Origin of the sequence: Paraburkholderia diazotrophica, from assembly GCF_900108945.1 — a bacterium.
GTDB classification, from domain to species: domain Bacteria; phylum Pseudomonadota; class Gammaproteobacteria; order Burkholderiales; family Burkholderiaceae; genus Paraburkholderia; species Paraburkholderia diazotrophica.
In genome coordinates this window covers 230,380-255,702 of sequence record NZ_FNYE01000002.1, presented here as the reverse complement: position 1 = coordinate 255,702, position 25,323 = coordinate 230,380, and the positions used below count along the sequence as shown (strand labels likewise).

At 63.7% G+C, this 25,323-nt stretch carries 23 protein-coding genes; 18 read left to right on the top strand and 5 right to left on the bottom strand.

Going from position 1 to position 25,323, the window contains the following annotated elements:
• Positions 1-78 precede the first annotated feature (78 nt).
• The 4 genes from BMW76_RS03820 to BMW76_RS03810 all read left to right on the top strand — a co-directional run bounded on the left by BMW76_RS03820 (position 79) and on the right by BMW76_RS03810 (position 4,911).
• Positions 79-336, top strand: a complete 258-nt coding sequence (locus BMW76_RS03820) for a BTH_I0359 family protein (RefSeq protein WP_087734231.1) — start codon at positions 79-81, stop codon at positions 334-336.
• 326 nt (positions 337-662) lie between these two features.
• Entirely contained in the window at positions 663-1,736 is a 1,074-nt protein-coding gene (locus BMW76_RS41770; RefSeq protein ID WP_245763113.1) for a homocysteine S-methyltransferase family protein, read from the top strand.
• A gap of 39 nt (positions 1,737-1,775) precedes the next feature.
• A complete protein-coding gene (gene metH, locus BMW76_RS03815) occupies positions 1,776-4,523 on the top strand; it encodes a methionine synthase (RefSeq protein ID WP_281248487.1) in 2,748 nt (915 codons plus the stop codon).
• A gap of 181 nt (positions 4,524-4,704) precedes the next feature.
• Positions 4,705-4,911: an acid-shock protein gene (locus tag BMW76_RS03810; RefSeq protein WP_090863115.1), complete on the top strand. Its 207-nt coding sequence runs from the start codon at positions 4,705-4,707 to the stop codon at positions 4,909-4,911.
• A gap of 228 nt (positions 4,912-5,139) precedes the next feature.
• On the opposite strand, the gene BMW76_RS03805 is transcribed toward BMW76_RS03810, so the two are convergent.
• A complete protein-coding gene (locus BMW76_RS03805; RefSeq protein ID WP_090863112.1) occupies positions 5,140-5,466 on the bottom strand; it encodes a DUF1840 domain-containing protein in 327 nt (108 codons plus the stop codon).
• 422 nt (positions 5,467-5,888) lie between these two features.
• Here BMW76_RS03805 and argS point away from each other — a divergent pair, with 422 nt between their 5' ends.
• The 6 genes from argS to BMW76_RS03770 all read left to right on the top strand — a co-directional run bounded on the left by argS (position 5,889) and on the right by BMW76_RS03770 (position 12,785).
• Positions 5,889-7,673, top strand: coding sequence for an arginine--tRNA ligase (argS, locus tag BMW76_RS03795; RefSeq protein ID WP_090863106.1), 1,785 nt, complete (start codon positions 5,889-5,891; stop codon positions 7,671-7,673).
• A 90-nt stretch (positions 7,674-7,763) separates the two neighbouring features.
• Complete coding sequence (locus tag BMW76_RS03790; protein WP_090863103.1) at positions 7,764-8,567, top strand: SPOR domain-containing protein; 804 nt, start codon at positions 7,764-7,766, stop codon at positions 8,565-8,567.
• A gap of 152 nt (positions 8,568-8,719) precedes the next feature.
• Positions 8,720-9,358 carry a thiol:disulfide interchange protein DsbA/DsbL gene (locus BMW76_RS03785; RefSeq protein ID WP_090863099.1) on the top strand — a complete coding sequence of 213 codons (639 nt, stop codon included), beginning with the start codon at positions 8,720-8,722 and terminating at the stop codon, positions 9,356-9,358.
• A gap of 24 nt (positions 9,359-9,382) precedes the next feature.
• The gene (locus tag BMW76_RS03780) at positions 9,383-10,153 is read left to right on the top strand and encodes an SDR family oxidoreductase (RefSeq protein ID WP_090863096.1); all 771 of its coding nucleotides are present in this window, start codon (positions 9,383-9,385) and stop codon (positions 10,151-10,153) included.
• Positions 10,154-10,156: 3 nt separating this feature from the next.
• On the top strand, positions 10,157-10,969 hold the full coding sequence (locus tag BMW76_RS03775; RefSeq protein ID WP_090863093.1) for a helical backbone metal receptor: 813 nt from the start codon (positions 10,157-10,159) through the stop codon (positions 10,967-10,969).
• A gap of 220 nt (positions 10,970-11,189) precedes the next feature.
• Positions 11,190-12,785 (top strand): ABC transporter substrate-binding protein, encoded by a 1,596-nt coding sequence (locus BMW76_RS03770; RefSeq protein WP_090863090.1) that lies wholly within the window; start codon positions 11,190-11,192, stop codon positions 12,783-12,785.
• A 139-nt stretch (positions 12,786-12,924) separates the two neighbouring features.
• On the opposite strand, the gene BMW76_RS03765 is transcribed toward BMW76_RS03770, so the two are convergent.
• Complete coding sequence (locus BMW76_RS03765) at positions 12,925-13,998, bottom strand: MBL fold metallo-hydrolase (protein WP_090863087.1); 1,074 nt, start codon at positions 13,996-13,998, stop codon at positions 12,925-12,927.
• 203 nt (positions 13,999-14,201) lie between these two features.
• Between BMW76_RS03765 and BMW76_RS03760 the strand changes: the two genes are divergently transcribed.
• From BMW76_RS03760 to BMW76_RS03730, 7 genes are all read left to right on the top strand, one after another.
• A complete protein-coding gene (locus BMW76_RS03760; RefSeq protein ID WP_090863599.1) occupies positions 14,202-14,651 on the top strand; it encodes a MerR family transcriptional regulator in 450 nt (149 codons plus the stop codon).
• Positions 14,652-14,848: 197 nt separating this feature from the next.
• Positions 14,849-16,672: a bifunctional isocitrate dehydrogenase kinase/phosphatase gene (aceK, locus tag BMW76_RS03755; RefSeq protein ID WP_090863597.1), complete on the top strand. Its 1,824-nt coding sequence runs from the start codon at positions 14,849-14,851 to the stop codon at positions 16,670-16,672.
• A 56-nt stretch (positions 16,673-16,728) separates the two neighbouring features.
• Positions 16,729-17,505 (top strand): carbonate dehydratase, encoded by a 777-nt coding sequence (gene can / locus BMW76_RS03750; protein WP_090863595.1) that lies wholly within the window; start codon positions 16,729-16,731, stop codon positions 17,503-17,505.
• Positions 17,498-18,691, top strand: a complete 1,194-nt coding sequence (locus BMW76_RS03745) for an acetyl-CoA C-acetyltransferase (protein ID WP_090863084.1) — start codon at positions 17,498-17,500, stop codon at positions 18,689-18,691. The genes can and BMW76_RS03745 overlap by 8 nt, the downstream gene beginning before the upstream one ends.
• 50 nt (positions 18,692-18,741) lie before the next feature.
• Positions 18,742-19,419 (top strand): SDR family oxidoreductase, encoded by a 678-nt coding sequence (locus tag BMW76_RS03740; protein WP_090863081.1) that lies wholly within the window; start codon positions 18,742-18,744, stop codon positions 19,417-19,419.
• 28 nt (positions 19,420-19,447) lie between these two features.
• A complete protein-coding gene (locus BMW76_RS03735; RefSeq protein ID WP_090863078.1) occupies positions 19,448-20,578 on the top strand; it encodes an acyl-CoA dehydrogenase family protein in 1,131 nt (376 codons plus the stop codon).
• Between the two features lie 13 nt (positions 20,579-20,591).
• The gene (locus BMW76_RS03730; protein ID WP_090863075.1) at positions 20,592-21,038 is read left to right on the top strand and encodes a YchJ family protein; all 447 of its coding nucleotides are present in this window, start codon (positions 20,592-20,594) and stop codon (positions 21,036-21,038) included.
• Positions 21,039-21,458: 420 nt separating this feature from the next.
• On the opposite strand, the gene BMW76_RS40995 is transcribed toward BMW76_RS03730, so the two are convergent.
• Positions 21,459-21,629 carry a hypothetical protein gene (locus tag BMW76_RS40995; protein ID WP_177200296.1) on the bottom strand — a complete coding sequence of 57 codons (171 nt, stop codon included), beginning with the start codon at positions 21,627-21,629 and terminating at the stop codon, positions 21,459-21,461.
• Between BMW76_RS40995 and BMW76_RS03725 the strand changes: the two genes are divergently transcribed.
• Positions 21,580-22,863, top strand: coding sequence for a dienelactone hydrolase family protein (locus tag BMW76_RS03725; protein ID WP_090863073.1), 1,284 nt, complete (start codon positions 21,580-21,582; stop codon positions 22,861-22,863). The two genes, BMW76_RS40995 and BMW76_RS03725, sit on opposite strands and share 50 nt — an antisense overlap.
• A gap of 56 nt (positions 22,864-22,919) precedes the next feature.
• On the opposite strand, the gene BMW76_RS03720 is transcribed toward BMW76_RS03725, so the two are convergent.
• Both BMW76_RS03720 and BMW76_RS03715 read right to left on the bottom strand, forming a co-directional pair.
• A complete protein-coding gene (locus BMW76_RS03720; protein WP_090863070.1) occupies positions 22,920-24,779 on the bottom strand; it encodes an alpha/beta hydrolase family protein in 1,860 nt (619 codons plus the stop codon).
• Positions 24,780-24,815: 36 nt separating this feature from the next.
• On the bottom strand, positions 24,816-25,088 hold the full coding sequence (locus BMW76_RS03715; RefSeq protein WP_090863067.1) for an acyl carrier protein: 273 nt from the start codon (positions 25,086-25,088) through the stop codon (positions 24,816-24,818).
• Positions 25,089-25,323: the final 235 nt, after the last annotated feature.

The window sequence follows — 25,323 nt, the reverse complement described above, 5'->3', positions numbered from 1 at the left end:
ACCCCTTGAATTCCAAACCATGGGCTCCATCTACGGTGCAACACTGGCCCGGAGCCATCGGAAAGAAGGAGTGTCGCCATGCAAATGATCTACAACAGCCCCAACTATTGTGTCGTCGAATTCCCGCCGCAGGACGGGCATATCGCGATGAGGTCCGGTGGGTATGAGATCGTCGACAAGAACACGCAGCGCGAGATTTACATCGACGGCGTGATGGCAGCCAGTTTTCGCGAGCACGTGCAAAAGCTCATCGAAGACGAACCGACGCTAGACGAAGTGGACGAATTTCTCGGTCAATTCGACAGCCTGATGAATCAGCCGGTCATTCTTCACTGACCCATCGGCGCAACTGACGCCAACTCCAGGCGACACGTCCCCAATCGACCCCGCCCGGCTTGCCCGGCGGGGTTTTTCGTTTTTGGCCCTTTCGCTTTTGTCCGCGAGGTGCCCGTCTCGCGGCGCGCCGCGCCAGGCAAGGCGAGCGCGCCGCGCAAACAGCGAAAGATATACTGCCCGCGCTCCATTGGCAGCAACCGGCGGGCCTTGCGCCCCAAGCACGGGCCGCAAAGCCGCGTCGCGCGGCGAGTTCGCGGCCATCCGGCTACAATATTGAGTTTCCTGAAAAAGTCGGCAGAGCCTGCCGGCACGAGCGCGATCAGACCATGAACCAGCCCGCCAAGTCAGCCCCATCAGTCGCCAACGCCGGCGCCGCGTACACGCGCGGCGCGGCCCTGCCCGCGTTGCTCGAATCGCGCATCCTGATTCTGGACGGCGCGATGGGCACGATGATCCAGCGCTACAGGCTCGACGAAGCCGCCTATCGCGGCGAGCGCTTCAAGGACTATGCGCGCGACATCAAAGGCAACAACGAGTTGCTGTCGATCACGCAGCCGCAGATCATCAGCGAGATTCACGAGCAGTACCTGGCTGCGGGCGCCGACATCATCGAGACGAACACGTTCGGCGCAACGACCGTCGCGCAGGCCGACTACGGAATGGAAGAGCTCGTCGTCGAGATGAACCGCGAATCGGCGAAGCTCGCGCGTGCTGCATGCGACAAGTATTCGACGCCTGACAAGCCGCGCTTCGTTGCCGGCGCAATCGGGCCGACGCCGAAGACGGCGAGCATCTCGCCCGACGTCAACGATCCGGGCGCGCGCAACGTCAGTTTCGACGAACTGCGCGCCGCGTACTACGAGCAGGCGAAAGCGCTGATGGAAGGCGGCGCGGACCTGTTCCTCGTCGAAACGATCTTCGACACGCTGAACGCGAAGGCCGCGCTCTTCGCGCTCGACGAGCTGTTCGACGACACGGACGAGCGCCTGCCCATCATGATCTCGGGCACGGTGACGGACGCATCGGGCCGCATTCTGTCGGGACAAACGGTCGAAGCGTTCTGGAATTCGCTGCGCCATGCGAAGCCGCTCACGTTCGGCCTGAACTGCGCGCTGGGCGCCGCGCTGATGCGTCCGTACATCGCGGAGCTGGCGAAGCTGTGCGACACCTATGTGTCGTGCTATCCGAACGCCGGCCTGCCGAATCCGATGAGCGACACCGGCTTCGACGAACTGCCCGCCGATACGTCGGGCCTCCTGAAGGAATTCGCGCAAGCCGGTCTCGTGAACATCGCGGGCGGCTGCTGCGGCACGACGCCGGAACATATCGCCGCAATCGCGAAGGCGCTGAATGAAGTGAAGCCGCGCAAGTGGCCGAGCCAGTATCGCGACGCCGCCTGAAGCACATCAACGCTGCACGGCCGGCCGCCCGCAGAACCCATTGAAGCAACGACGAAACACGCAAAGACCATGACCGATCACACGATGCGCCTCTCCGGCCTCGAGCCGTTCAACGTCACTTCGGGGACGCTCTTCATCAACGTCGGCGAACGCACCAACGTGACGGGCTCGAAGGCATTCGCGCGGATGATCCTGAACGGCCAGTTCGACGAAGCGCTGGCCGTCGCGCGCCAGCAAGTCGAAAACGGCGCACAGGTCATCGACGTGAACATGGACGAAGCGATGCTCGATTCGAAAGCGGCGATGGTGCGCTTCATGAATCTGATCGCGTCGGAGCCGGACATTGCACGCGTGCCGGTCATGATCGACTCGTCGAAGTGGGAGGTGATCGAAGCGGGCCTGAAATGCGTGCAGGGCAAGGCGATCGTCAACTCGATCTCGCTGAAGGAAGGCGAAGAGAGCTTCCGCCACCAGGCGAAGCTGATCCGCCGTTACGGCGCGGCGACCGTCGTGATGGCATTCGACGAACAGGGCCAGGCCGACACGTTCAAGCGCAAGACGGAAATCTGCAAGCGCTCGTACGACATTCTCGTCAATGAAGTGGGCTTTGCGCCCGAAGACATCATCTTCGATCCGAACATCTTCGCCATCGCGACGGGCATTGAAGAGCACAACAACTACGCCGTCGACTTCATCGAAGCGACGCGCTGGATCAAGCAGAACTTGCCGTATGCGAAAGTGAGCGGCGGCGTGTCGAACGTGTCGTTCTCGTTCCGCGGCAACGACCCGGTGCGCGAGGCGATCCACACCGTGTTCCTCTACCACGCGATTCAGGCGGGCATGGACATGGGCATCGTCAACGCGGGCCAGCTGGGTGTGTACGCGGACCTCGACGCCGAATTGCGCGAGCGCGTCGAAGACGTGGTGCTGAACCGCCGCGAAGACGCAACCGACCGCCTGCTCGAAAGCGCCGACAAGTTCAAGACGGGCGCAGCGAAGAAAGAAGAGAACCTCGAGTGGCGCAACCAGGGCGTCGAGCAGCGTCTCGCGCATGCGCTCGTGCACGGCATCACGAACTTCATCGTCGAAGACACGGAAGAAGCGCGCGTCAAGATCATGCAAGGCGGCGGCCGCCCGATCAACGTGATCGAAGGCCCGCTGATGGACGGCATGAATATCGTCGGCGACCTGTTCGGCCAGGGCAAGATGTTCCTGCCGCAAGTCGTGAAGTCCGCGCGCGTGATGAAGCAGGCCGTCGCGCATCTGATTCCGTTCATCGAAGAAGAAAAGCGCCAGCTCGCCGAAGCGGGCGGCGACGTGCGCGCGAAAGGCAAGATCGTCGTCGCGACCGTGAAGGGCGACGTGCACGATATCGGCAAGAACATCGTTTCCGTCGTGCTTCAGTGCAACAACTTCGAAGTGGTCAACATGGGCGTGATGGTCCCGTGCAACGAGATTCTCGCGAAGGCGAAAGTCGAAGGCGCGGACATCATCGGTCTGTCGGGCCTGATCACGCCGTCGCTCGAAGAAATGGCCTACGTCGCGTCGGAAATGCAGCGCGACGATTACTTCCGCGTGAAGAAGATTCCGCTGCTGATCGGCGGCGCGACGACTTCGCGCGTGCATACCGCCGTGAAGATCGCGCCGCACTACGAAGGCCCTGTCGTGTACGTGCCGGATGCGTCGCGGTCGGTGTCGGTGGCGTCGAATCTACTGTCCGACGAAGGCGCAACGAAGTATCTCGACGAGCTGAAGGCCGACTACGACCGCATCCGCAATCAGCACGCGAACAAGAAGGCCCAGCCGCTCGTCACGCTCATAGAAGCCCGCGCGAACAGGACGAAGATCGACTGGAGCGCGTATCAGCCTGTGAAGCCGAAGTTCATCGGCCGGCGCGTGTTCAAGAACTTCGATCTGAACGAACTCGCGAACTACATCGACTGGGGCCCGTTCTTCCAGACGTGGGATCTAGCCGGTCCGTATCCCGCGATTCTCAACGACGAGATCGTCGGCGAATCGGCACGCCGCGTTTTCTCGGATGCCAAGTCGATGCTCGCGCGCCTGATCCAGGGCCGCTGGCTCACGGCGAACGGTGTCATCGCGCTGCTGCCCGCGAACACGGTCAACGACGACGACATCGAAATCTACACGGACGAGTCGCGCAGCGAAGTCGCGCTGACGTGGCGCAACCTGCGCCAGCAAAGCGTGCGTCCCGTGGTGGACGGCGTGATGCGGCCGAACCGGTCGCTCGCCGATTTCATCGCGCCGAAGGATTCGGGCGTCGCCGACTATATCGGCATGTTCGCGGTCACGGCGGGCCTGGGCGTCGACGCGAAGGAAAAGCAGTTCGAGCAGGATCACGACGACTACAGCGCGATCATGCTGAAGGCGCTCGCCGATCGCTTCGCGGAAGCATTCGCCGAAGCGATGCATGCGCGCGTGCGCCGCGACCTGTGGGGCTATGCGCAAGGCGAAAATCTGTCGAACGACGATCTGATCGGCGAGAAGTATCGCGGCATCCGTCCCGCGCCCGGCTATCCGGCCTGCCCGGATCACCTCGTCAAGCGCGACATGTTCACCGCGCTGCAAGCCGACGAGATCGGCATGAGCGTCACCGAATCGCTCGCGATGCTGCCCGCCGCGAGCGTCTCAGGCTTCTATCTCGCGCATCCCGACAGCACTTATTTCTCGGTCGGCAAGATCGGCCAGGATCAGTTGGAGGACTACGCGCGGCGCATGTCGCTGTCGAAGGCGGACGCAGAGCGCGCGCTCGCGCCGCTGCTCTGAGCGGAAGCGGCGGACGGCAGGACTATATCGCTGGCCAGAGGCTGAATATTTTCAGTTGAAAGGCCCAGCGAATATTTTCGGCTTTGTAGACTGAAAACGCTTCATCCTGCCGAACCTGCCAGACGCGACCGTAAAAACGCGTCGACTCAACGACTTGCAACCGTCAACGGAGAGAAATCGTATGAAGAAGCTGACGCTGATGTTGATCGCGTTATCGCTCGCCGCCGTCGCGCCGCTCGCTGGCGCGCAACCTCAGGCCCCCGGCGGATCAAGCTCAGTGAGTTCGTATTCGCCGCCCACCGTCACTCACGTGAAGAAGCCCAAAAAGAACAAGATGAAGAAGGGCGCATCCGCTCCCGCGACCGTGCCGGAAGGCGCAAGCCAGTAACGCGCGAGGGCTGCGTCACGGCGAAAAACGCAACAAAAAAGCCCATCGCGAGATGGGCTTTTTTGTGGGCTGGAAGCGGCAGATGCGCGCTCGGCCCGGAATCGGATTCCGGGTATGCGCGGCCAAATACGACGCCGCGCAAGACAGCGCGCGCTGCACCGAGCGGGAATCACATGACAAAGGACAAAGCCGCCTCAGCGCAGCCTCACCGGTGCGATCGAAAGCCGCTCAGATCCCCCAGACGATGTCCGTATTTTCCTTCTGCGCAGCGCGCAGCATATCGAGGAACGGAAATGCGCGTTGCGCGAGGCCAATCGGAATCTCGTGAGTGTCGTGGCCTTCCTCCCCTTCGTGGAAGTGGCCTTCATGCTCGGCGCGTTCCTGCTTGTCGGTCACGATTGCTGCTTCGAGCTTCGAGATCGCAACGCCGAGTTCGTCGTGATTGATTACACCGCGCGGGCCGAGCCGCTTGCCGATGATTCCCAGCAGATATTGGGCGAGATTCTCCAACATCACCACATCGGGGGCGGAGCGGCACTTGAAAGTAATCAGCATGACTGTTCCCTTTTCGTTATGTTGGCTTCTCCCACGGCCGGCCGCATGATGCTCGTCACGGTCAGCCGCACGGGTTCCGTTGGCGCGCCGGCTGCTTGCTCGGGTGTTGCCGGTGGCCACGGCCCCTGCTGGGCATCTCATTGGACATATTAGCACCTGCTAAAATCCGGCTTGACGGAAAAAGCTCGCCGCCGTGCGTCCGGGCACGCTGCATTCGCCGTGCCGCTTCGCCGCAGCGCGTGTCCGGCTATTCGGCACGGCGCGCGCCGCGAAGCGATCGCCGCCCTGGCGCGCCGCCGCAGCGTCACGCTCGCGACGCGCATCCGGCGCCCAAGCGCGTTGCACGCCGTCACCGGCCTGTTTCCGCGCCGTTCGCGGCGCTGCCCGCTTCATCGGACTGCCTCACTGGACTCGCAACAAGCATGCTGCCTGCACACAAACAAACTCTCGAAACCCTGCTGACCGACGTCGTCAAGCAGGTCGCCCAGGCCACTCAAGGTGAATCCGAAGCCGCGTTCGTCGCGCCGGCCATCACGCTCGAACGACCGAAAGTTGCCGCGCACGGCGACGTCGCTTGCAACGTCGCGATGCAGATCGCCAAGCCGCTGCGCAGCAACCCGCGCCAGCTCGCGCAACAGATCGTCGATGCGCTGCTCGTGCATCCGCAGGCCAAGGGCCTCGTCGATAGCGCCGAAGTGGCCGGTCCGGGCTTCATCAACTTGCGTCTGTCGGCTGCTTCGAAGCAGGCCGTGATCGCCGCGATCTTCGAGCAGCGCGACGCCTTCGGCCGCTCGGCGCGCGACGCGGGCAAGCGCGTGCTGGTCGAGTTCGTGTCGGCGAACCCGACGGGCCCGCTGCACGTCGGACACGGCCGCCAGGCCGCGCTCGGCGACGCGATGTCGAACGTGCTCGCGTCGCAGGGCTATGCCGTGCATCGCGAGTTCTACTACAACGACGCGGGCGTACAGATCGGCAACCTGGCGATCTCGACGCAGGCGCGCGCCCGTGGCCTCAAGCCCGGCGACGCGGGCTGGCCCGAAAGCGCGTACAACGGCGAATACATCGCCGACATCGCGCGCGACTACCTGAACGGCGAAACCGTATCGGCAAGCGACGGCGAGCCCGTCAAGGGCGCAGGCGACGTCGAGAATCTCGAAGCGATCCGCCGTTTTGCCGTCGCCTATCTGCGTCATGAGCAGGACATGGACCTGCAGGCGTTCGGCGTGAAGTTCGACCAGTACTACCTCGAATCGTCGCTGTACAAGGAAGGCCGCGTCGAGAATACGGTGAAGGAGCTGATCGACGCCGGCAAGACCTACGAGCAGGACGGCGCGCTGTGGCTGCGCACCACCGACGACGGCGACGACAAGGACCGCGTAATGCGCAAGTCCGATGGCACGTACACGTACTTCGTGCCCGACGTCGCCTATCACGAGACGAAGTGGCAGCGCGGCTTCACGAAGGTCATCAACATCCAGGGCTCGGACCACCACGGCACGATCGCGCGTGTGCGCGCCGGTCTGCAAGGGCTCGGCATCGGCATTCCGAAGGGCTATCCCGACTATGTGCTGCACAAGATGGTCACGGTGATGCGCGACGGCCAGGAAGTGAAGATCTCGAAGCGCGCGGGCAGCTATGTGACGGTGCGCGATCTGATCGAATGGTCGGGCGGCGCGCTGCCGGGCCAGGAAGCGGCGCCCGATCTGCTCGACGAAGAGACCATCCGCCGCGGCCGCGACGCCGTGCGCTTCTTCCTGATTTCGCGCAAGGCCGATACGGAGTTCGTGTTCGACGTCGACCTCGCGCTCAAGCAGAACGACGAGAACCCCGTGTACTACGTGCAGTACGCGCACGCGCGCATCTGCTCGGTGATCAGCGAATGGAAGTCGCGCTATGCCGCGGACGAAGCGCTGCTGCCGTTCGTCGATCTGTCGCCGCTCGGCAGCGAGCGCGCGATGGCGCTGCTGCAAAAGCTCGCTGAATTCCCCGACATGCTGACCCATGCCGCCGACGAACTCGCGCCGCACGCGGTCGCGTTCTACCTGCGCGATCTCGCCGGCGAATTTCACTCGTTCTACAATGCCGAACGCGTTCTCGTCGACGAAGAAGCGCCGCGCAATGCGCGCATCGCGCTGCTCGCGGCGACGCGCCAGGTGCTGGCGAACGGCCTCGCCGTGATCGGTGTGTCGGCACCCGCCAAAATGTAATCTCCACGCGCTTTAATTAAGACGTCAGGCGGATGGCCGTCGCTATAATCGACGGTCATTCCAGATTTCCTTTTGCAGGTGAAACAGACGATGGCAAAACCACGCCGCACAACGAAGCAATCGAAACAGACCGGGGGCACTTTTCTCGGTATCGTGCTGGGCCTGATCGTCGGCCTGGCCATCGCGGTGGTGGTGGCGCTCTACATCACGCGCGCGCCCACGCCGTTCGTCGCGAAGGTCGCGCCGCCCGCCGCATCCGATGCCGGTGCAAGCCAGCCGCAGTACGATCCGAATCGTCCGCTGCAAGGCAAGAGCCCCGGCCAGCCGGTGCCGCAAGCCGCGCAGCCCGCGCCGCCCAACACCGCGCCCGGCCAGACCACGAACCAGTCGCAGACTTCGGGGATGCTCGAAGAGCCGCAGATCGTCGAAGTGCCGCCGTCGAACAACGGCGTCGCCGTCCCGCCGAAGCCCGCTCAGGACAATGGCGCGAACGCGAACAACGGCGCGAGCAACAGCAACACGATGGCGATGAACCAGCCGCGCAAGCCGCCGCAAGCGACCAGCGCGCCGGGCATCGCGAACAACGCACCGAATCAGCCGAAGGCCGGCTCGACGCCGAATGCGAACGGCACGCCGCCCTCCGCCGCCGACGTGAACACGGGCTATCTGCTGCAGGTCGGTGCGTACAAGACGGCTGCCGATGCGGAACAGCAGCGCGCGCGGCTCGCATTCCAGGGCTTCGAATCGAAGGTCACGCAGCGCGATGCCGGCGGTGTGACGTACTATCGCGTTCGTATCGGCCCGTTCTCGAAGTTCGAGGAGATGAACACCACGCGTCAGCGCCTGTCCGATGCGGGCGTCGACACCGCCGTCATCCGCTTCACCAAGCAGTGATTCTCACGCAGTAACGGGTTGTCACGCGCCGCCGCTGAACCTTCAGCGCGCGGCGCGAGTCTCATGTGCGGCAGACGCCTGCCGTCGAACCGTTGCGGTCGCGCCGCGCCAAAGCCCGCCACCGTTACTTCCCCTGATTGGGTTCACAAAACATGAAAAAACTGCTGAGCATTCTTTTCCTCTCTCTCGGCCTCGTCGCGAGCGCGGCGCAAGCAACGCCTGCCGCGCCCGTCGCCGGCAAGGACTTCACGGTGCTGTCCACGCCGCAGCCCGTCCAGGAGCCCGCCGGCAAGATCGAAGTCATCGAATTCATGTGGTACGGCTGCCCGCACTGCAACGAATTCGATCCGTACCTGGAATCGTGGGTCAAGAAGCAGGGCCCGGACGTCGTGTTCAAGCGCGTGCCCGTCGCGTTCCGCGACGATTTCATTCCGCACTCGAAGCTCTATCACGCGGTCGACGCGCTCGGCCTCGCGAACCAGCTCACGCCGACCATCTTCCACGAGATCCACGTCAACAAGAACTATCTGCTGACGCCGGAAGAGCAGGCCAAATTCCTCGCGAAGAACGGCGTCGATTCGAAGAAGTTCATGGACGCATACAACTCGTTCTCAACGCAGAGCGCGGTCCAGCGTGACAAGAAGCTGATCGAGGACTTCCGGATCGACGGCGTGCCGACGCTGGCCGTGCAGGGCAAGTACGAAACGGGTCCCGCGCAGACGAACAGCCTGCCCGGCACGCTCCAGGTGCTCGATTACCTGGTCGGCCAGGTTCGCGCGAAGAAGATGTAATTCCATTCACGCGCGACGGCCGGTATGAGTACACCGCTAAAGGTTTTCATCACCGGCGCGTCGAGTGGCATAGGCGAAGCGCTCGCCGCCGGATATGCGCGGCGCGGCGCGATTCTCGGCCTCGTTGCCCGTCGCGGCGACGCTCTCGCCCGCTTCCGGCAGTCCCATCCCCAGAATGCGATCTCCGTGTATTCCGTCGATGTACGGGACGCGGATGCGCTCGGTCGTGCCGCGCAGCAGTTCATCGCGGAACACGGCTGCCCCGACATCGTGATCGCGAACGCGGGCATCAGCCACGGCGCCGTGACGGGCCACGGCGATTTGCAGGCGTTTCGCGACGTGATGGACGTGAACTACTTCGGCATGGTCGCGACGTTCGAGCCATTCGCTTCGGCGATGATCGCTGCGCGCAAGGGCACGCTCGTCGGCATCGCCAGTGTCGCGGGCGTGCGCGGGCTGCCGGGCTCGGGCGCGTACAGCGCGTCGAAGTCTGCGGCGACGAAGTATCTCGAAGCGCTGCGCGTCGAGATGCGGCCGCTCGGCGTATCGGTGGTCACGATCGCGCCCGGCTATATCCGCACGCCAATGACCGAGCGCAATCCGTACCCGATGCCCTTCCTGATGGACGCGGACCGCTTCGCCGAAAAGGTCGCCGATGCGATCGCCCGGAAAACGCGCTTCGCGATCTTCCCGTGGCAGATGCGTTTCGCGGCGATGCTGTTGCATGTGCTGCCGCGCTGGCTGTACGACGCCATCTTCGAAAAGGCCCCGCGCAAGCCGCGCGCCGCCCGCTGAATCATGATCTCGCGTGCTGTCGATGCAGCCGGTATCGAGCACGCGAAAGCGGGCAGCGGCGCGCGTATCGTGTCGCTGGTGCCGAGCATCACCGAACTTCTCTTCGCATTGAAGCTCGACGCGCAGATCGTCGGGCGAACGGGCTTTTGCGTCCATCCGCGCGACAAGGTGCGCAAGGTGCCGAAAATCGGCGGCACGAAGGCGGTGAAAATCGATGCCGTGCGCGCGCTGCAACCCACTCATGCAATCGTCAATATCGACGAGAACGAGCGCGGAACCGTCGAACGGCTGCGCGAGTTCGTGCCGCATATCGTCGTCACGCATCCGCTTGCGCCGACCGACAATCTCGCGCTGTACGCGCTGCTCGGCACGATTTTCGACCGTGAGAACGAAGCGCAACAGTTGGCCATCGCGCTTCAGACGCAACTCGATGCAGCCGCTTCGCGCGCATGGCCACGGCAAAACGTGCTTTACGCGATCTGGCGCGAGCCGTGGATGACGGTCGCGCGCGACACCTATATCTCGGCGATGCTGCGCCTCGTCAATTGGCAAACGTCGCCGGCCGTGCAAGGCGGCGATAAAGGCGCGGCCCGTTATCCGTCGTTCGATTTCGACGCCGCGTGGCTCGATGATGTCGATCGCGTGCTGCTGTCGAGTGAGCCGTATCGCTTCACGCAGCAGCATTGCGACGCGCTCAAACAGGATGCGCGCCTCAAAGGCAAACGTATCGAGCTGATCGATGGCGAGATGGTGTCGTGGTACGGCTCGCGCGCAATCGACGGCATCGCGTATCTTTTGCGCTACGCCAGCCGCTAGCGCGAACGCGCAACCATATCGTTATGCGGATTCAATTGTTGTCGCTGCCGTAAGCGTTCGATAAGCTTGCGCCAGAGTCGGCAGAATATGACGCACTGCGCCGGCGCTGAATCCGTTTCAGAATGAAAATGCGTGAAGTACCTGCCCGGAGCGCGCGCAGTGCACGACAGAATGCACGACGCCGCCCCGCCACGAAGAATTCGAAATTCCGGGAGATCTTATGCGTTTCAAGCTGCTCGCCGCCACGACGCTGACGGCCCTCGCCATCGCACCTGCGCTGACCATCGCAAAACCGCTTACCGTTTGCACCGAATCGAGCCCCGACGGGTTCGACGTCGTTCAGTACAACTCGCTCGTCACGACCAACGCATCGGCGGATGTGATTTTCAACTCGCTCGTGTCGTATGACGAAGCGGCGAAGAAAGTCGCGCCGTCGCTCGCCGACAAGTGGGACGTGAGCGCCGACGGCCTCACGTACACGTTTCATCTGCATCCGAACGTGCAGTTCCAGACCACCGATTACTTCAAGCCGACGCGTCCGCTGAATGCCGACGACGTCGTCTTCACGTTCGACCGCATGCTCGACGACAACAATCCGTGGCACAAGGTGGCGGGCGCGAGCGGCTTTCCGCATGCGCAGTCGATGGGGCTCGTGAAGCTGATCAAGTCGGTATCGAAGGTCGACGACAACACGGTGAAGTTCGAACTGAACGAACCGAACGCGACCTTCGTGTCGATCCTCACGATGGGTTTCGCGTCGATCTATTCGGCCGAATACGCGGACCAGTTGTTGAAGGCCGGCAAGCAGGCCGATCTGAACGCAAAGCCGATCGGCACTGGGCCGTTCGTGCTGAAGAGCTATACGAAGGACTCGATCATCCGCTATGAGGTGAACCCGTCGTACTGGGGCCCGAAACCGAAGATCGACCGGCTGATCTACGCGATCACGCCCGATGCCGCCGTGCGCGCACAAAAGGTGAAGGCGGGCGAATGCCAGATCGCGCTGTCGCCGAAACCGCAGGACGTCGCGGATGCGAAGAAGGACAAGTCGCTCGCCATCGTGGAAACGCCCGCGTTCATGACCGCGTTCGTCGCGCTCAATACGCAGAAGAAGCCGCTCGATAACCAGAAGGTGCGCGCCGCGCTCAACATGGCGTTCGATCGCACGTCGTACCTCAAAGCCGTGTTCGACAACACCGCGACGCCCGCGAACAATCCGTATCCGCCGAACACGTGGAGCTACGACAAGGCAGTGAAGCCGTGGCCGTACGACACCGACAAGGCCAGGAAGCTGCTCGCCGAGGCAGGCTACCCGGACGGCTTCTCGACGACGATCTGGGTGCGTCCGACTGGCAGCGTGCTGAATCCGAATCCGAAGGCGGGCGCCGAAATGCTACAGGCCGACTTCGCGAAGATCGGCGTGAAGGCAGAGGTGAAGGTGATCGAATGGGGCGAGCTGATCAAGCAGGCCAAGCAGGGACAGCACGACACGCTGTTCATGGGCTGGGCCGGCGACAACGGCGACCCGGACAACTATCTGTCGCCGCTCTTCAGCTGCAATGCGGTGAAGTCGGGGATCAACTTTGCGCGCTACTGCGACCCGGAGCTCGACAAGCTGATCGAGCAAGGCAAGCAAACCGCCGATCAGAGCAAGCGCACGAAAGCGTATCAGGCCGCGCAGCAGATCATCCACGATGAGGCGCTGTGGATTCCGCTCGGTTATCCGACGGCGACCGCCATCACGCGGACGAACGTGCACGGGTATCACGTCAGTCCGTTTGGTCGGCAGAATTTTGGGGCGGTGGTGGTGCAGTAGAAGCCGTCGTTCACGAAACGGTCTGCATTTGGCGGCCCGAGCGCAATCGCGTTCGGGCCGTTTTGCATTCGGCAGCGGCCGGGATGTGCGATCACGCAAGCGCGCGAGTGTTAACGGCGCACGCGATAAGCCAGCGCTCTTATTGCATATCGAACCGGATCACCCCGTCCGCGCCCTGCACGCGCTTCATTTCCCCTTCGAGCCACAACAGATGCAGGTGCGCGAGTGCTTCGCCCATCGCAAACGTCATCTGATGGATATCGAGTTCGCGCTTGAACATGATCGGGACAATGTCCGCCGCGCTGCACGGCTTCTGCGCACAAGCGGTGCGCACTTCAGCCAGGCGTGCCGCGTGATGGTCGCGCAACTGAAGGACGCGCGTATGCAGCCCGCGAAACGGCTTGCCGTGGGACGGCAGCACTAGCGTGTCCGCGGCCATCGTTTCATAGCGGCCGAGCGAACCGAGATACAGCGCAAGCGGATTGCCTTCCGGCTCGATATCGAACACCGATACGTTCGTCGAAATGCGCGGCAGCACCATATCGCCGGAGATCAGCACGCGGTCCGCTTCGGCGTGCAATGCGCAATGCTCGGGCGAATGACCGAAGCCCGTCACGACGCGCCATGTGCGCCCGCCGATCGTCAGCGCATCGCCTTCACGCATGCGCCGGTATTGGCGCGGCACCGACGGCACCAGGTTCGAGTAGTAGCTCTGGCGATTGCGCAGCTTGTCCAGCGACGCTTCGTCCGTCAGCCCATGCCGCGCGAAATGCCGCGCCGCGCCCTCGCCGCCCGCATTCGAGCCGTCGCCTGCCGCCATCACGCGGCCGAGCATGTATTCGCCGAGCGTGATCCACAGACGCACATTCCAGCGCTTCTTGTCGCCGCCTTCGCACAGCCAGTCCGCGAGACCCAGGTGATCCGGATGACAGTGCGTGACGATCACGCGCAGCACGGGAAGACCTTCGAGCATCGTATCGAACAGCGTCTCCCAGTTCGCGCGGATTTCGTCCGAAGCGATCCCGCAATCGACGATCGTCCAGCCCTGCTGCCCGTCGATCTCGTCGCGCAGCAGCCAGAGATTGATGTGATCGAGCGCGAATGGCAGCGGCATGCGCAGCCAGTAGACGCCGGGCGCGACCTCCTGTGTCGTGCCGGCGGCGGGCATCCTGTCGGCGAAAGGGTATTCGAGTTGGTGTTCGAGAGCATTCATCGCGGGGCTTTCCTCCGTCGGCGGCGCGACGCATCGGTGAACCGGTGAATGGCGAACCGTATGCGCCGTGCAGCGCGGGTTGCGCTTTATTCAGGTTGACGATAACGTAAACGTCGATTCTAACGTTCAATCCGTTTTTGTGCCCGGCCGGGCGAAAAGCCCGACAGACCGGACATGCCGGACGATTCGATGAACAGCCGATGATGAACACGCAATACACGATCACCGAACTGGCCCGCGAATTCGACGTGACGCCGCGCGCGATCCGTTTCTACGAGGACCAGGGTTTACTCTCGCCGAGCCGCGAAGGATCGAGCGGACTGCGCCGCGTGTACTCGGGCCGCGACCGCACGCGGCTCAGGCTCACGCTGCGCGGCAAGCGGCTGGGCTTTACGCTGTCGGAAATCCGCGCGTTGCTGGATCTGTACGATTCGCCGACGGACACCGTTCCCCAGTTGCAGGCGTTTCTAGCGACGGTGATCCGGCATCGCGAAGTGCTCGAACGTCAGCGCGAAGACCTGAACGCGACGCTCGAAGACCTCGCGCAATACGAAGCGCAAGCGCGCGTGCTGCTCGAAAGCGGCATGCGCCGCAATGGCTATGACGAAGCGGCACAACTCGCGCACGCAGAAGCATCGAAAGAAAAAACCTGAGCAGGAGATCGGGCGACATACACGATAGTTGGCGCGGCTTTGCGTGAAGATGTGCCGAACGCCCCGCAACACGCTTCAAAAGACGATGCGTCGGCGCTGCGCCCGAAGGCCTGATGCGGCCTGAAGGCGTCTCGCAGGCTCACCCGGGCGATACAATCGCGGGTGTCTTCACGACATTGAATGAATGCACGGTCGACATGAATCACTTTCCCAAACTGCTGTCGTCACAGATCGGCTTCGACGTCGCGGAGACGCTGCTCGAGGGCTTCGACCGGCATTACCACATCTTCCGTGAAGCCGCGATTCGCGCGAAAGACCTGTTCGAAGCCGGCGACTGGCATGGCCTGCAAAAGCTCGCGCGCGATCGCATCGCGTCGTATGACGATCGCGTGCGCGAATGCATCGAGAAGCTCGAAGACGAATACGACGCGGAGAACATCGACGACGACGTGTGGCAGCAGATCAAGCTGCACTACATCGGTCTCTTGACGACGCACCGCCAGCCCGAATGCGCAGAGACGTTCTTCAACTCGGTGTGCTGCCACATCCTGCACCGCTCGTACTTCAACAACGATTTCATCTTCGTGCGGCCCGCGATCTCGACGGAGTACATCGAGAACGACGAGCCCGCCGCGAAGCCGACATATCGCGCGTATTACCCCGGCAAGGACGGGTTGGCCGTCACGCTGGAGCGCATCGTCACGAACTTCCAGCTGAACCTGCCGTTCGAGAATCTCGCGCGAGATGTCGACTGCGTGATCCAGTCGTTCCGCGACAACTTCGGCACCTTCAACAATGAAGCACCGAATTTCCAGATTCACGTGCTGTCGTCACTGTTCTTCCGGAACAAGGCGGCGTACATCATCGGCCGCGTGATAAACGGTGACGCGATGGTGCCGTTCGCGCTGCCGATCCATCACGTGAAGCCGGGCCTGCTCGCAGTCGATGCGCTGCTCTGCCGGCGCGACCAGTTGCTGATCATCTTCAGCTTTTCGCATTCGTACTTCCTCGTCGATATGGAAGTGCCGTCCGCGTATATCGAGTTTCTCGGCAGCATCCTGCAAGGCAAGCCAAGGGCGGAAATCTATACGTCGGTGGGCTTGCAGAAGCAAGGCAAGAATCTCTTCTATCGCGATCTGCTGCGGCATCTGAAGCATTCGAGCGATCTGTTCATCGTCGCGCCCGGCATCAAGGGCATGGTGATGCTCGTGTTCACGCTGCCGTCGTTTCCGTACGTGTTCAAGCTGATCAAGGATTCGTTTCCGCCGCCCAAGGACACGACGCGCGAAAAGGTGCAGAACAAGTATCAGCTCGTGAAGCGTCACGACCGTCTGGGCCGCATGGCCGATACGCTCGAATATTCGAGCGTCGCGTTGCCGCTGTCGCGCCTCGATGACGCGCTCATTCGCGAACTGGAAAGGGAAGCGCCGTCGATGCTCGAATACGAAGGCGACAATCTCGTCATCAAGCATCTGTATATCGAGCGCCGCATGGTGCCGCTCAACATCTTCCTGCAACACGGCACCGACGCCGACATCGATCATGGCATCAAGGAATACGGCGACGCAGTGAAGGAACTGATGCAGGCGAACATCTTCCCCGGCGACATGCTGTACAAGAACTTCGGCGTGACGCGGCATGGGCGCGTCGTGTTCTACGACTACGACGAGATCGAATATCTCACCGACTGCAACGTGCGCGCCGTGCCGCCGCCGCGCCATGAGGAAGACGAGATGTCGGGCGAGCCGTGGTACACGGTCGGACAGCACGACATTTTCCCGGAGACGTACGGCACGTTTCTGCTCGGCGATCCGCGCGTGCGCGAATCGTTCATGAAGCATCACGCGGATTTCTTCGAGCCATCGCTGTGGCAAAGGAACAAGGACTCGATTCTCAAGGGCGAATTGCCCGACTTCTATCCCTACGACCGCAGCCTGCGCTTTTCCGTCCGCTATCCGGAACGGTTCGCTGCGGATCGCGCCGCCGATGCGGATCTGGCGCGCGCCGTGCGCGTCGCATGAACGCACAGCGTCCGCCATCGGACAAACAGACACAAGCTATCTACGTCGAAACGATCATGAACACGAACACGCCTTCCGCCCCTCATCCTCTTGCGCATCTGTTCCAGAACAACGATGCGTGGGTCGCACACAAGCTCGAAGAAGACCCCGAATTCTTCTCGCGGCTCGCGCATCAGCAGGCGCCCGAATATCTGTGGATCGGCTGCGCGGATTCCCGCGTGCCCGCCAATGAAATCATCGGCCTGCCGCCGGGCGAAGTATTCGTCCACCGCAACATCGCGAACGTCGTCGTGCATACGGACCTGAACTGTCTGTCGGTGATCCAGTTCGCCGTCGATCTGCTGAAGGTCAAGCACATCATGGTCGTCGGCCACTATGGCTGCTCGGGCGTCGGCGCGGCGCTGCTCGGACGGCGCGTCGGTCTCGCCGACAACTGGCTGCATCACGTGCAGGACGTGCGCACGAAGCATGCGGCGCTGCTCGAGGAATGGCCGATGGGCGAAGCGCGGCATCGGCGTCTCGTCGAACTGAACACGATCGAGCAGGTGGTCAACGTGTGCCGCACGACGATCATCAACGACGCCTGGGCGCGAGGCCAGGACCTCACCGTTCACGGCTGGGTGTACGGCGTGCATGACGGCCGTGTGCGCGATCTCGGCATGACGGTGAAAGAGCCGGCAGCGCTCGAAGGAATCTATACGAATTGCGTCGCGGCCGTATCGGCGAGCCGCGCGCATACAGCAGACAACGACATGGTCGCCGCCGATGCCGCGCAGCTCGGCGGTGTGGCCGCTGTCGTCCACGGAGTCATCAAGGAGCTGAAACATGAGTGAGACAAACCACGACCCGATCGTCATCGTTTCCGTCGCGCGCACGCCGATGGCGGCGTTCCAGGGCGAGCTCGCATCGCTGACGGCGCCGCAGCTCGGCGCCGTCGCGATCAAGGCGGCCGTCGAGCGCGCGGGCCTCAAGCCCGAGCAGATCGACGAAGCCGTGATGGGCTGCGTGCTGCCCGCCGGCCAAGGCCAGGCGCCCGCGCGTCAGGCCGCGCTCGGCGCGGGCCTGCCGCTGTCGACGGGCTCGACGACCGTCAACAAGATGTGCGGCTCCGGCATGCGCGCCGCGATGTTCGCGCACGACATGCTGACGGCCGGTTCCGTCGACGTGATCGTCGCGGGCGGCATGGAGAGCATGACGAATGCGCCGTATCTGCTGCCGAAGGCGCGCGGCGGAATGCGCATGGGCCACGGCCAGGTGCTCGATCACATGTTCCTCGACGGCCTCGAAGACGCCTATGACAAAGGCCGTCTGATGGGCACGTTCGCCGAGGAATGCGCGGCGTCGTTCGACTTCACGCGCGAGGCACAGGACAAGTTCGCCATCGAATCGCTGATGCGCGCGAAACGCGCGAACGAAGACGGTTCGTTCGCGTGGGAAATCGCGCCCGTCATCGTCGAAGGCAAGAAAGGCAGCGTCACCGTCGAGCGCGACGAGCAGCCGTTCAAGGCGAACCTCGACAAGATCTCGACGCTCAAGCCGGCGTTCAGCAAGACGGGCACGGTGACGGCCGCGAACTCGTCGTCGATCAGCGACGGCGCGGCAGCGCTCGTGATGATGTGCGAATCGACGGCGAAGAAGCTTGGCGTGACGCCGCTCGCGCGCGTCGTCGGCCACTCGACGTTCGCGCAGGAGCCGGCGAAGTTCACGACGGCGCCCGTCGGCGCGATCCGCAAGCTGTTCGACAAAAACGGCTGGAAGGCGGCGGACGTCGATCTGTACGAGATCAACGAGGCGTTCGCCGTCGTCACGATGGCCGCGATGAAAGAGCACGGCCTGCCGCACGACAAGGTGAACGTGAACGGCGGCGCCTGCGCGCTCGGCCACCCGATCGGCGCATCGGGCGCGCGCATTCTCGTCACGCTGATCGGCGCGCTGAAGAAGCGCGGGCTGAAGCGCGGCGTCGCGAGCCTGTGCATCGGCGGCGGCGAAGCGACGGCGATGGGCATCGAGCTCGTCTAACTCTTGTTCCAACGACAGCGCGCGGCAATCCGCGCGCAAGAGGACACGTCATGAAGACCGTGTTGATCGTAGGCGCGTCGCGCGGCATCGGCCGCGAGTTCGTGAAGCAATACCGGCACGACGGCTGGCGCGTGCTCGCCACCGCGCGCGACGACGAATCGCTCGGCGAACTCGTCGCGCTCGGCGCCGAAGCCTTTTCGCTCGACGTCACCGATCCCGAGGAAATCGCCGCGCTCGGCTTGAAGCTGGATGGCGAGCGGCTCGATACGGCCGTGATCGTATCGGGCGTGTACGGGCCGCACACGGAAGGCGTGGAGACGGTCAGCGCGCAAGACTTCGACTTCGTGATGGCGACCAACGTGCGCGGACCGATGCAGCTGATCCCCGTTCTGCTCCCGCTCGTCGAGGAAGCGCGCGGCGTGCTCGCCGTGCTGTCGAGCCGCATGGGCAGCATCAACGAGACGACGGGCACGACGGGCTGGCTGTATCGCGCGAGCAAGGCGGCGCTGAACGACGTGCTGAAGGTGACGTCCGTGCAGACGCGCACGGCCACCTGCGTCTCGCTGCATCCGGGCTGGGTGCGCACGGACATGGGCGGCGCCAGCGCCGCCGTCGATCCGGCGCACAGCGTCAAAGGCATGCGCGAAGTGCTGGCGCAGGCGGCGAGCACGCCGCATCACTTTCATGGCCGCTTCTTCCAGTACGACGGCACCGCGCTCGAATGGTGAGCATCACACTAACCGGAGAGGCATTCGCATGCTGCTCGATCAGGACCATCTGATGATCCGCGACGCGGTTCGCACCTTCGTGCGCGAAGCCGTGACGCCAAACGCCGCGCAATGGGACCGCGACCGCGCGTTTCCCGCCGACGTGCATCGCCAGCTTGCGGAGCTCGGCGCGTATGGCGTGCTCGTGCCTGAAGAGTACGGCGGCGCCGGGCTCGACGCGCTCGCGCTCGCCGTGATACTCGAAGAAATCGCGGCAGGCGACGGCGGTACGTCGACGGCGATCTCCGTCAACAACTGCCCCGTGTGCAGCATTCTGCTGACGTATGGCAACGAAGCGCAGAAGCGCGACTGGCTCACGCCGCTTGCACGTGGAGAGATGCTCGGCGCGTTCTGCCTCACCGAGCCGCAGGCGGGCTCGGATGCGTCCGCGTTACGCACCACGGCCACGCGCGACGGCGACTTCTACGTGCTCAACGGCGTCAAGCAGTTCATCACGAGCGGCAAGAACGGCAACGTCGCGATCGTGATGGCCGTCACCGACAGGAGCGCCGGCAAGCGCGGCATCAGCGCATTCATCGTGCCGACGAATATGCCGGGCTACGTCGTCGCGCGCCTCGAAGACAAGCTCGGCCAGCATTCGTCGGACACCGCGCAGATCGTCTTCGACAACTGCCGCGTGCCGGCCTCGAATCTGATCGGCGCGGAGGGCGAAGGATATCGGATCGCGCTGTCGGGCCTGGAGGGCGGGCGCATCGGCATCGCTGCGCAGAGTGTCGGCATGGCGCGCGCGGCGCTCGATGCAGCCCTCGCGTACGCAAGGGAGCGCGAGAGCTTCGGCCAGCCGCTGTTCGCGCATCAGGCCGTGCAGTTCCGTCTCGCCGACATGGCGACGCAACTCGAAGCGGCACGCCAGTTGATCTGGCACGCGGCATCGCTGAAGGATGCGGGCCAGCCCTGTCTCACGGAAGCGGCAATGGCGAAGCTCTTCGCGTCGGAAGCGGCGGAGCGGATCTGTTCTGCCGCGTTGCAGATTCACGGCGGCTACGGCTACTTGAGCGATTTCCCCGTCGAGCGCATTTATCGCGATGTGCGCGTGTGCCAGATCTACGAAGGCACGAGCGACATCCAAAAGATCCTGATTGCGCGCGGGCTGAACTGAACACCAATCTTTCATGACAGCACCAGCGAAGAAACGCCCTGTCGATTGTCCTTGCGGCGGCGCCGCGCCGGATCGGCGCGAAACCGGCAAGCCACCGCGTTTCGCCGACTGCTGCGGCCGCTACATCGACGGCGGCGCCGCCGCGCCTACCGCGCTCGAACTGATGCGCTCGCGCTATAGCGCCTACGTGCTCGGCGAGGCCCGATACTTGCGCGACACGTGGGCGGCGCAAACCTGTCCCGCCGATCTCGACGTCGACGCCGATGCAACCGATGCGCCGCGCTGGCTGGGTCTGCAGATCAAGCGCTACACACCGCTCGACGATGCGCACGCCGAAGTAGAGTTCGTCGCGCGCTACAAAGTGGGCGGACGAGCGCATCGGCTGCATGAATCGAGCCGTTTCGTCAGGGGTGAAGATCAGCGCTGGCGTTATGTCGACGGCGATGTGAGCGATCGCTGACACTCAGGCTTCGATAACCGCGCGATAGCGTCCGCAGCAAGTGTTCACATCACTCAAAAAGGGGCGGATTCCACAACAAAATCATGGTGTTGGATCGACACCACGTCCCTCATAAACGCTTCCTCTACGAATCCGCCAACGGCCCGCGCAGAGCCGTTGCACACGCATCGAGGCACACTCGCAATTGGTTCCGCAAGGGGTTTGTACTGAATTGCACAAATATAAATTGTCGTGCCAGTATGAGTCCCACAGATGTTGCAGCGCTCCGTAGCGAGGTGGCGGACCACCGCTCCCGCAGGATGTCCAGATGCATCGCCGGCTGATACTTCGGTCCGGCAGGCAGCCAGGGACATCGCGAGGCGCTCACCCGACGCGTGGGGTCGCGTCTATCGGCTTCGGTTCATCCAAATGCTGTCCTGGTCAGTCTGCCTGCGCGACGAGCGCAGCGTATATGGATTTTTGGGCCTTGATTTGGCGTGTAATCGCGGTGCAATCAGCCCGTAAGGGAAGTTTCAGGCGTTTTTGAAAGTAGGTGTTGCGGATGGCGTTCAGCAAAGTTCTGACAGTTTGTGCGATGTCGGCGGCCTTCATGGCCTGCGCTGTTTCGTTCGCGCACGCCGATCCGCTCGCACAAGCCGATGGCCCGCTGAGCCGCGCAAACGTGCAGCGCCTCGCGCTCGACGACGGCTATCTGCCCGTCGTCAAGCTGAGCGAGCAGATCATCCGCATTCCCGTCGGCGCCGACGGCAACGTCACCCTCGAAACGACAGTCTACAAACCGGACGGCCCCGGCCCGTTCCCGATGCTGGTCTTCAATCACGGCAAGATTCACGGCGATCCGCGCACACAGACGCGCAGCGATCCGATGTCGCTTGCGCGCGAGTTCGTGCGCCGCGGCTATGTCGTCGTCGCGCCGAACCGTCAGGGTTTCGCCGATTCGGGCGGCACGTACATACAGGACGGTTGCGACGTGACGCGCAACGGTCTGAGCCAGGCCGCCGACGTCGCCGCGACTGTCGACTACATGTCGAAGCAAAACTACGTCGACGCGCAGCACGTCATCGTGGCAGGCACGTCGCACGGCGGTCTCGCGACGATCGCCTACGGCATGGACCCTGCACCCGGCGTGCGCGCGCTGATCAATTTCTCTGGCGGCCTGCGCCAGGACGCCTGCTCCGACTGGCAAGGCAATCTGGCGCGCGCATTCGGCACGTACGGCGAGAAGACGCATGTGCCTTCGCTGTGGCTGTACGGCGACAACGATTCGATCTGGCCGTCGTCGCTGGTTTCGCGGATGTACACCGCTTACACCGAACATACGCATGCGTCGGGCGTCAGCGCGAAGATGGTCGATTTCGGCTCGTACAAGAACGACGCGCATCGTCTCGTCGGCGATCGCGACGGCGTGCGCATCTGGTGGCCGTCCGTGGAAGCGTTCCTCGCGCGCGTCGGCATGCCGACAGGCGTCCAGTATCGCGTCGCCGAGCCGACGCAGCCGAAAGCAACGCACTTCGCGTCAATCGATTCCGTCGACGCCGTGCCTTACGTCGATGAGGCCGGCCGCGCCGGATATCGCAACTTCCTGCACCAGTATCCGAGCCGCGCGTTTGCAGTGTCGAATTCGGGCGCGTGGTCGTGGGCGGAAGGCGGCGACGATCCGATGTCGGTCGCGGTCTCGAACTGCCAGAAGCAGAGTTCGGACCCGTGCCATCTCTACGCGGTGAACGACAACGTCGTCTGGAAAGACCCGTCGACTCAAACGGCCGACGCGGACAACGAATCCGCGCCTAAGGACGGCGGCAAGCCGGCTCTCGCCAGCCGCTGATTCCGCTGCGCTGCGCGCGTCAGTGCTTCTCTCTACGCATCGCGCGCCAGCGTCAATCATCCGACCTGCTCCGCCTTCCCGATACGCGCCGTGATGGTGTCCATCATGCGCGTCTCCCCTTGCAGCGACAAAGGCATCGGCGCCTGAATCTGCTCGCGCAGGAATTGCTCGAAGAGGTTCACCGTCGCGTCGCGCGCCGCCGTGGAAAAGAGCGCGTGATCGAGCCTGTCGATGATCGTCACGCTGGTCCGCGCGAGCTTCGTCAGCTCGCTGCCGCGCGGGCCGAAATGCAGCCCTAGATCGTCGAGCCCCGCATCCATCGCGCCATACACGAGCGCCGTCCGCGCGTTCTTGCGCGCGAGCCCGGCGGCCAGCCGGCGCACGTCCCCCGCCTGCGTCCGCAACCCGAACACGCGCTCGAGCGGCGCCGCGAGCGCCACGGCAAGCCGCTGACCGATGCGGCTCGCGACGTGGCTCGCGATCGTCCCCGCGTCGCTTTTGCCCGTCAGCAGCCGCCGCCATTTCGCGAGGCTGCGCATCGAGCGCGAGTACACGCGCATCGGCGTGTGGCGTACGCGCGCATCCGAGCGCGTCTGCGGCCACACAAAATACGGCAGATTCACGCCCATGCAGCCGACGACATTCGGATGCGCGAGCGCCGCCTGCAGCGAAACATAGGCTCCCGTGCACACGCCGAACACCACGACGCGCGAATGACCTTGCGCGGCGAGCCAGTCGACGGCCGCGAGCGTGTCGTCGACGGCGTGATGCGCGTAGATCTCGTCGAACGTCAGCGAAGGATCGCGCACGCGACTATCGCCCAGCCCGCCGATATCGATCCGCAACGTGGGCACGCCCACGTTCGCGAGACGCTGCGCGAGCAGCACGGAAAGCCGTCCATCGCCGACGTGATGAACGCCGCCCGTATTGGGCAGCAGCACGGCGGGCGCATCGTCGAGCGCGCGGCGCGGACGGCACGACATGCCGAACAATCCGTCGCCGAAAACCACGGGCACGCCATAGCCATCGGCGAACGGAAGTTGCAGCGGCGCGCGCGCCGGCAGCACGTCGCCCGGAGCCGGAGGCAGCCGCGTGGCACGAGGCTGCGTGTGGAGCCACGTCAGCACGCTGTCGAACGCGTCGCGCGGTGTCGTGCTGAAGCGCGGATCGACGAGCAGCCGGTTATACGACGCGAACGTCTGCACGTCGACGTGCGCGCCCAACCGACGATAGTGCACGGCGAGCCGCTCGACGCGCGGATTGTCGTACACGTCCTGCAACAGGATGCGCGGCGCGGGCGCGCGTTCGCCGCTCAACGTGAGGTCCAGCGCGCGCAGCCGTTCGAGCGTCTCGCCGTAAAGGCGAAAGCCATATGCGCCGATCGAGCCGTCGTCGGACTCGCGCACGCTGTCCATGCCGTCGGGCGTCGTCAGCCAGGTCTGATGCTGCAGTTCGAGTTCACGGATATATGCGCGTCCCGATATAACGGGCGCGAGCAGCACGATCTGCTCGACACCGCCGATGCGCTGCGCCGCCAGCGCGGCCAGCGCCGCGCCCAGCCGCAGTCCGCACAGCACGAGCCGCTGCACGCCTGTCGCCGCGCGCAGCCGCACCGCTGCCGCTTCGATGCTCGCGAGCCACGCGCCGATACGGTCGGGGTCCTGCTCGACGCCGATTGAATCGCCAGTGCCGGGATAGTCGAAACGCAAGGCTGGCATTCCGCACAGCGCGAGCGCTTCGGCGAGCTCCCGCCAGCCGCGATGCGCGCACAGCGCGTCGTAGCCGAACGGACTGCACAGCACGACGCCGACGCGTGCCGTCTGACGGGCGCGCGCGTCGGCCGCTTCGTGCAGCCAGCCGAAGCACCCGTCGAACACCACGGGCTGCATGGTATGCGGGCGCATCATCGCGGACATGTCGTCCGTCGCGAGGGAGAGAGGCGAACATCTGCGTCAGCGGCCATGAACGGCCGCCTGCTCGCGTGAGGTTTTCGGCAACAGGCGGCCGAGTTCATCGGCCAGCGCGCCGATGCTCTGGAACAGCTCGCGCGATATCGCTTGCGCGGGTATCTGAACGCCGAACACCTCTTCGACTTCCAGCATCAACCGCACGGCTCCCATCGACGACAGCCCCGCTTCGTAGAGGTCGTCACCATCGCCAAGCGTTTCGACGGAAACATCGAGGCATCCCGTTCGCGCAAGGATGCGGCGCAAAGTTGTCTTCATCGGTGCTCCCAATATTGCGAAGTCGTCTGCACGCGCGATGCGTCGAGGCATCGGCGAGTATTTGGAGCGGACTGCTCCCCCGTGGTCGTCGACGGCTGGGTGATCGCCGCGTACCGGTCGCGCTGCCGTTCTCATGCGTGCATGAAGCCCCCATGACAGCACCGCGAACCACTAGCCTGCTTACAACAGCGTAAGCAAAATGATAGGTATCGCTTACAGCCGCTTATGTGCGCTA

Excerpts from the sequence above, each read along its gene's own strand:
- BMW76_RS03820 (WP_087734231.1), top strand. The coding sequence starts at position 79 with ATGCAAATGATCTACAACAGCCCCAACTATTGTGTCGTCGAATTCCCG.
- BMW76_RS41770 (WP_245763113.1), top strand. The coding sequence starts at position 663 with ATGAACCAGCCCGCCAAGTCAGCCCCATCAGTCGCCAACGCCGGCGCC.
- BMW76_RS03810 (WP_090863115.1), top strand. The coding sequence starts at position 4,705 with ATGAAGAAGCTGACGCTGATGTTGATCGCGTTATCGCTCGCCGCCGTC.
- BMW76_RS03805 (WP_090863112.1), bottom strand. The coding sequence starts at position 5,466 with ATGCTGATTACTTTCAAGTGCCGCTCCGCCCCCGATGTGGTGATGTTG.
- argS (WP_090863106.1), top strand. The coding sequence starts at position 5,889 with ATGCTGCCTGCACACAAACAAACTCTCGAAACCCTGCTGACCGACGTC.
- BMW76_RS03790 (WP_090863103.1), top strand. The coding sequence starts at position 7,764 with ATGGCAAAACCACGCCGCACAACGAAGCAATCGAAACAGACCGGGGGC.
- BMW76_RS03785 (WP_090863099.1), top strand. The coding sequence starts at position 8,720 with ATGAAAAAACTGCTGAGCATTCTTTTCCTCTCTCTCGGCCTCGTCGCG.
- BMW76_RS03780 (WP_090863096.1), top strand. The coding sequence starts at position 9,383 with ATGAGTACACCGCTAAAGGTTTTCATCACCGGCGCGTCGAGTGGCATA.
- BMW76_RS03775 (WP_090863093.1), top strand. The coding sequence starts at position 10,157 with ATGATCTCGCGTGCTGTCGATGCAGCCGGTATCGAGCACGCGAAAGCG.
- BMW76_RS03770 (WP_090863090.1), top strand. The coding sequence starts at position 11,190 with ATGCGTTTCAAGCTGCTCGCCGCCACGACGCTGACGGCCCTCGCCATC.
- BMW76_RS03765 (WP_090863087.1), bottom strand. The coding sequence starts at position 13,998 with ATGAATGCTCTCGAACACCAACTCGAATACCCTTTCGCCGACAGGATG.
- BMW76_RS03760 (WP_090863599.1), top strand. The coding sequence starts at position 14,202 with ATGAACACGCAATACACGATCACCGAACTGGCCCGCGAATTCGACGTG.
- aceK (WP_090863597.1), top strand. The coding sequence starts at position 14,849 with ATGAATCACTTTCCCAAACTGCTGTCGTCACAGATCGGCTTCGACGTC.
- can (WP_090863595.1), top strand. The coding sequence starts at position 16,729 with ATGAACACGAACACGCCTTCCGCCCCTCATCCTCTTGCGCATCTGTTC.
- BMW76_RS03745 (WP_090863084.1), top strand. The coding sequence starts at position 17,498 with ATGAGTGAGACAAACCACGACCCGATCGTCATCGTTTCCGTCGCGCGC.
- BMW76_RS03740 (WP_090863081.1), top strand. The coding sequence starts at position 18,742 with ATGAAGACCGTGTTGATCGTAGGCGCGTCGCGCGGCATCGGCCGCGAG.
- BMW76_RS03735 (WP_090863078.1), top strand. The coding sequence starts at position 19,448 with ATGCTGCTCGATCAGGACCATCTGATGATCCGCGACGCGGTTCGCACC.
- BMW76_RS03730 (WP_090863075.1), top strand. The coding sequence starts at position 20,592 with ATGACAGCACCAGCGAAGAAACGCCCTGTCGATTGTCCTTGCGGCGGC.
- BMW76_RS03725 (WP_090863073.1), top strand. The coding sequence starts at position 21,580 with ATGGCGTTCAGCAAAGTTCTGACAGTTTGTGCGATGTCGGCGGCCTTC.
- BMW76_RS40995 (WP_177200296.1), bottom strand. The coding sequence starts at position 21,629 with ATGAAGGCCGCCGACATCGCACAAACTGTCAGAACTTTGCTGAACGCC.
- BMW76_RS03720 (WP_090863070.1), bottom strand. The coding sequence starts at position 24,779 with ATGTCCGCGATGATGCGCCCGCATACCATGCAGCCCGTGGTGTTCGAC.
- BMW76_RS03715 (WP_090863067.1), bottom strand. The coding sequence starts at position 25,088 with ATGAAGACAACTTTGCGCCGCATCCTTGCGCGAACGGGATGCCTCGAT.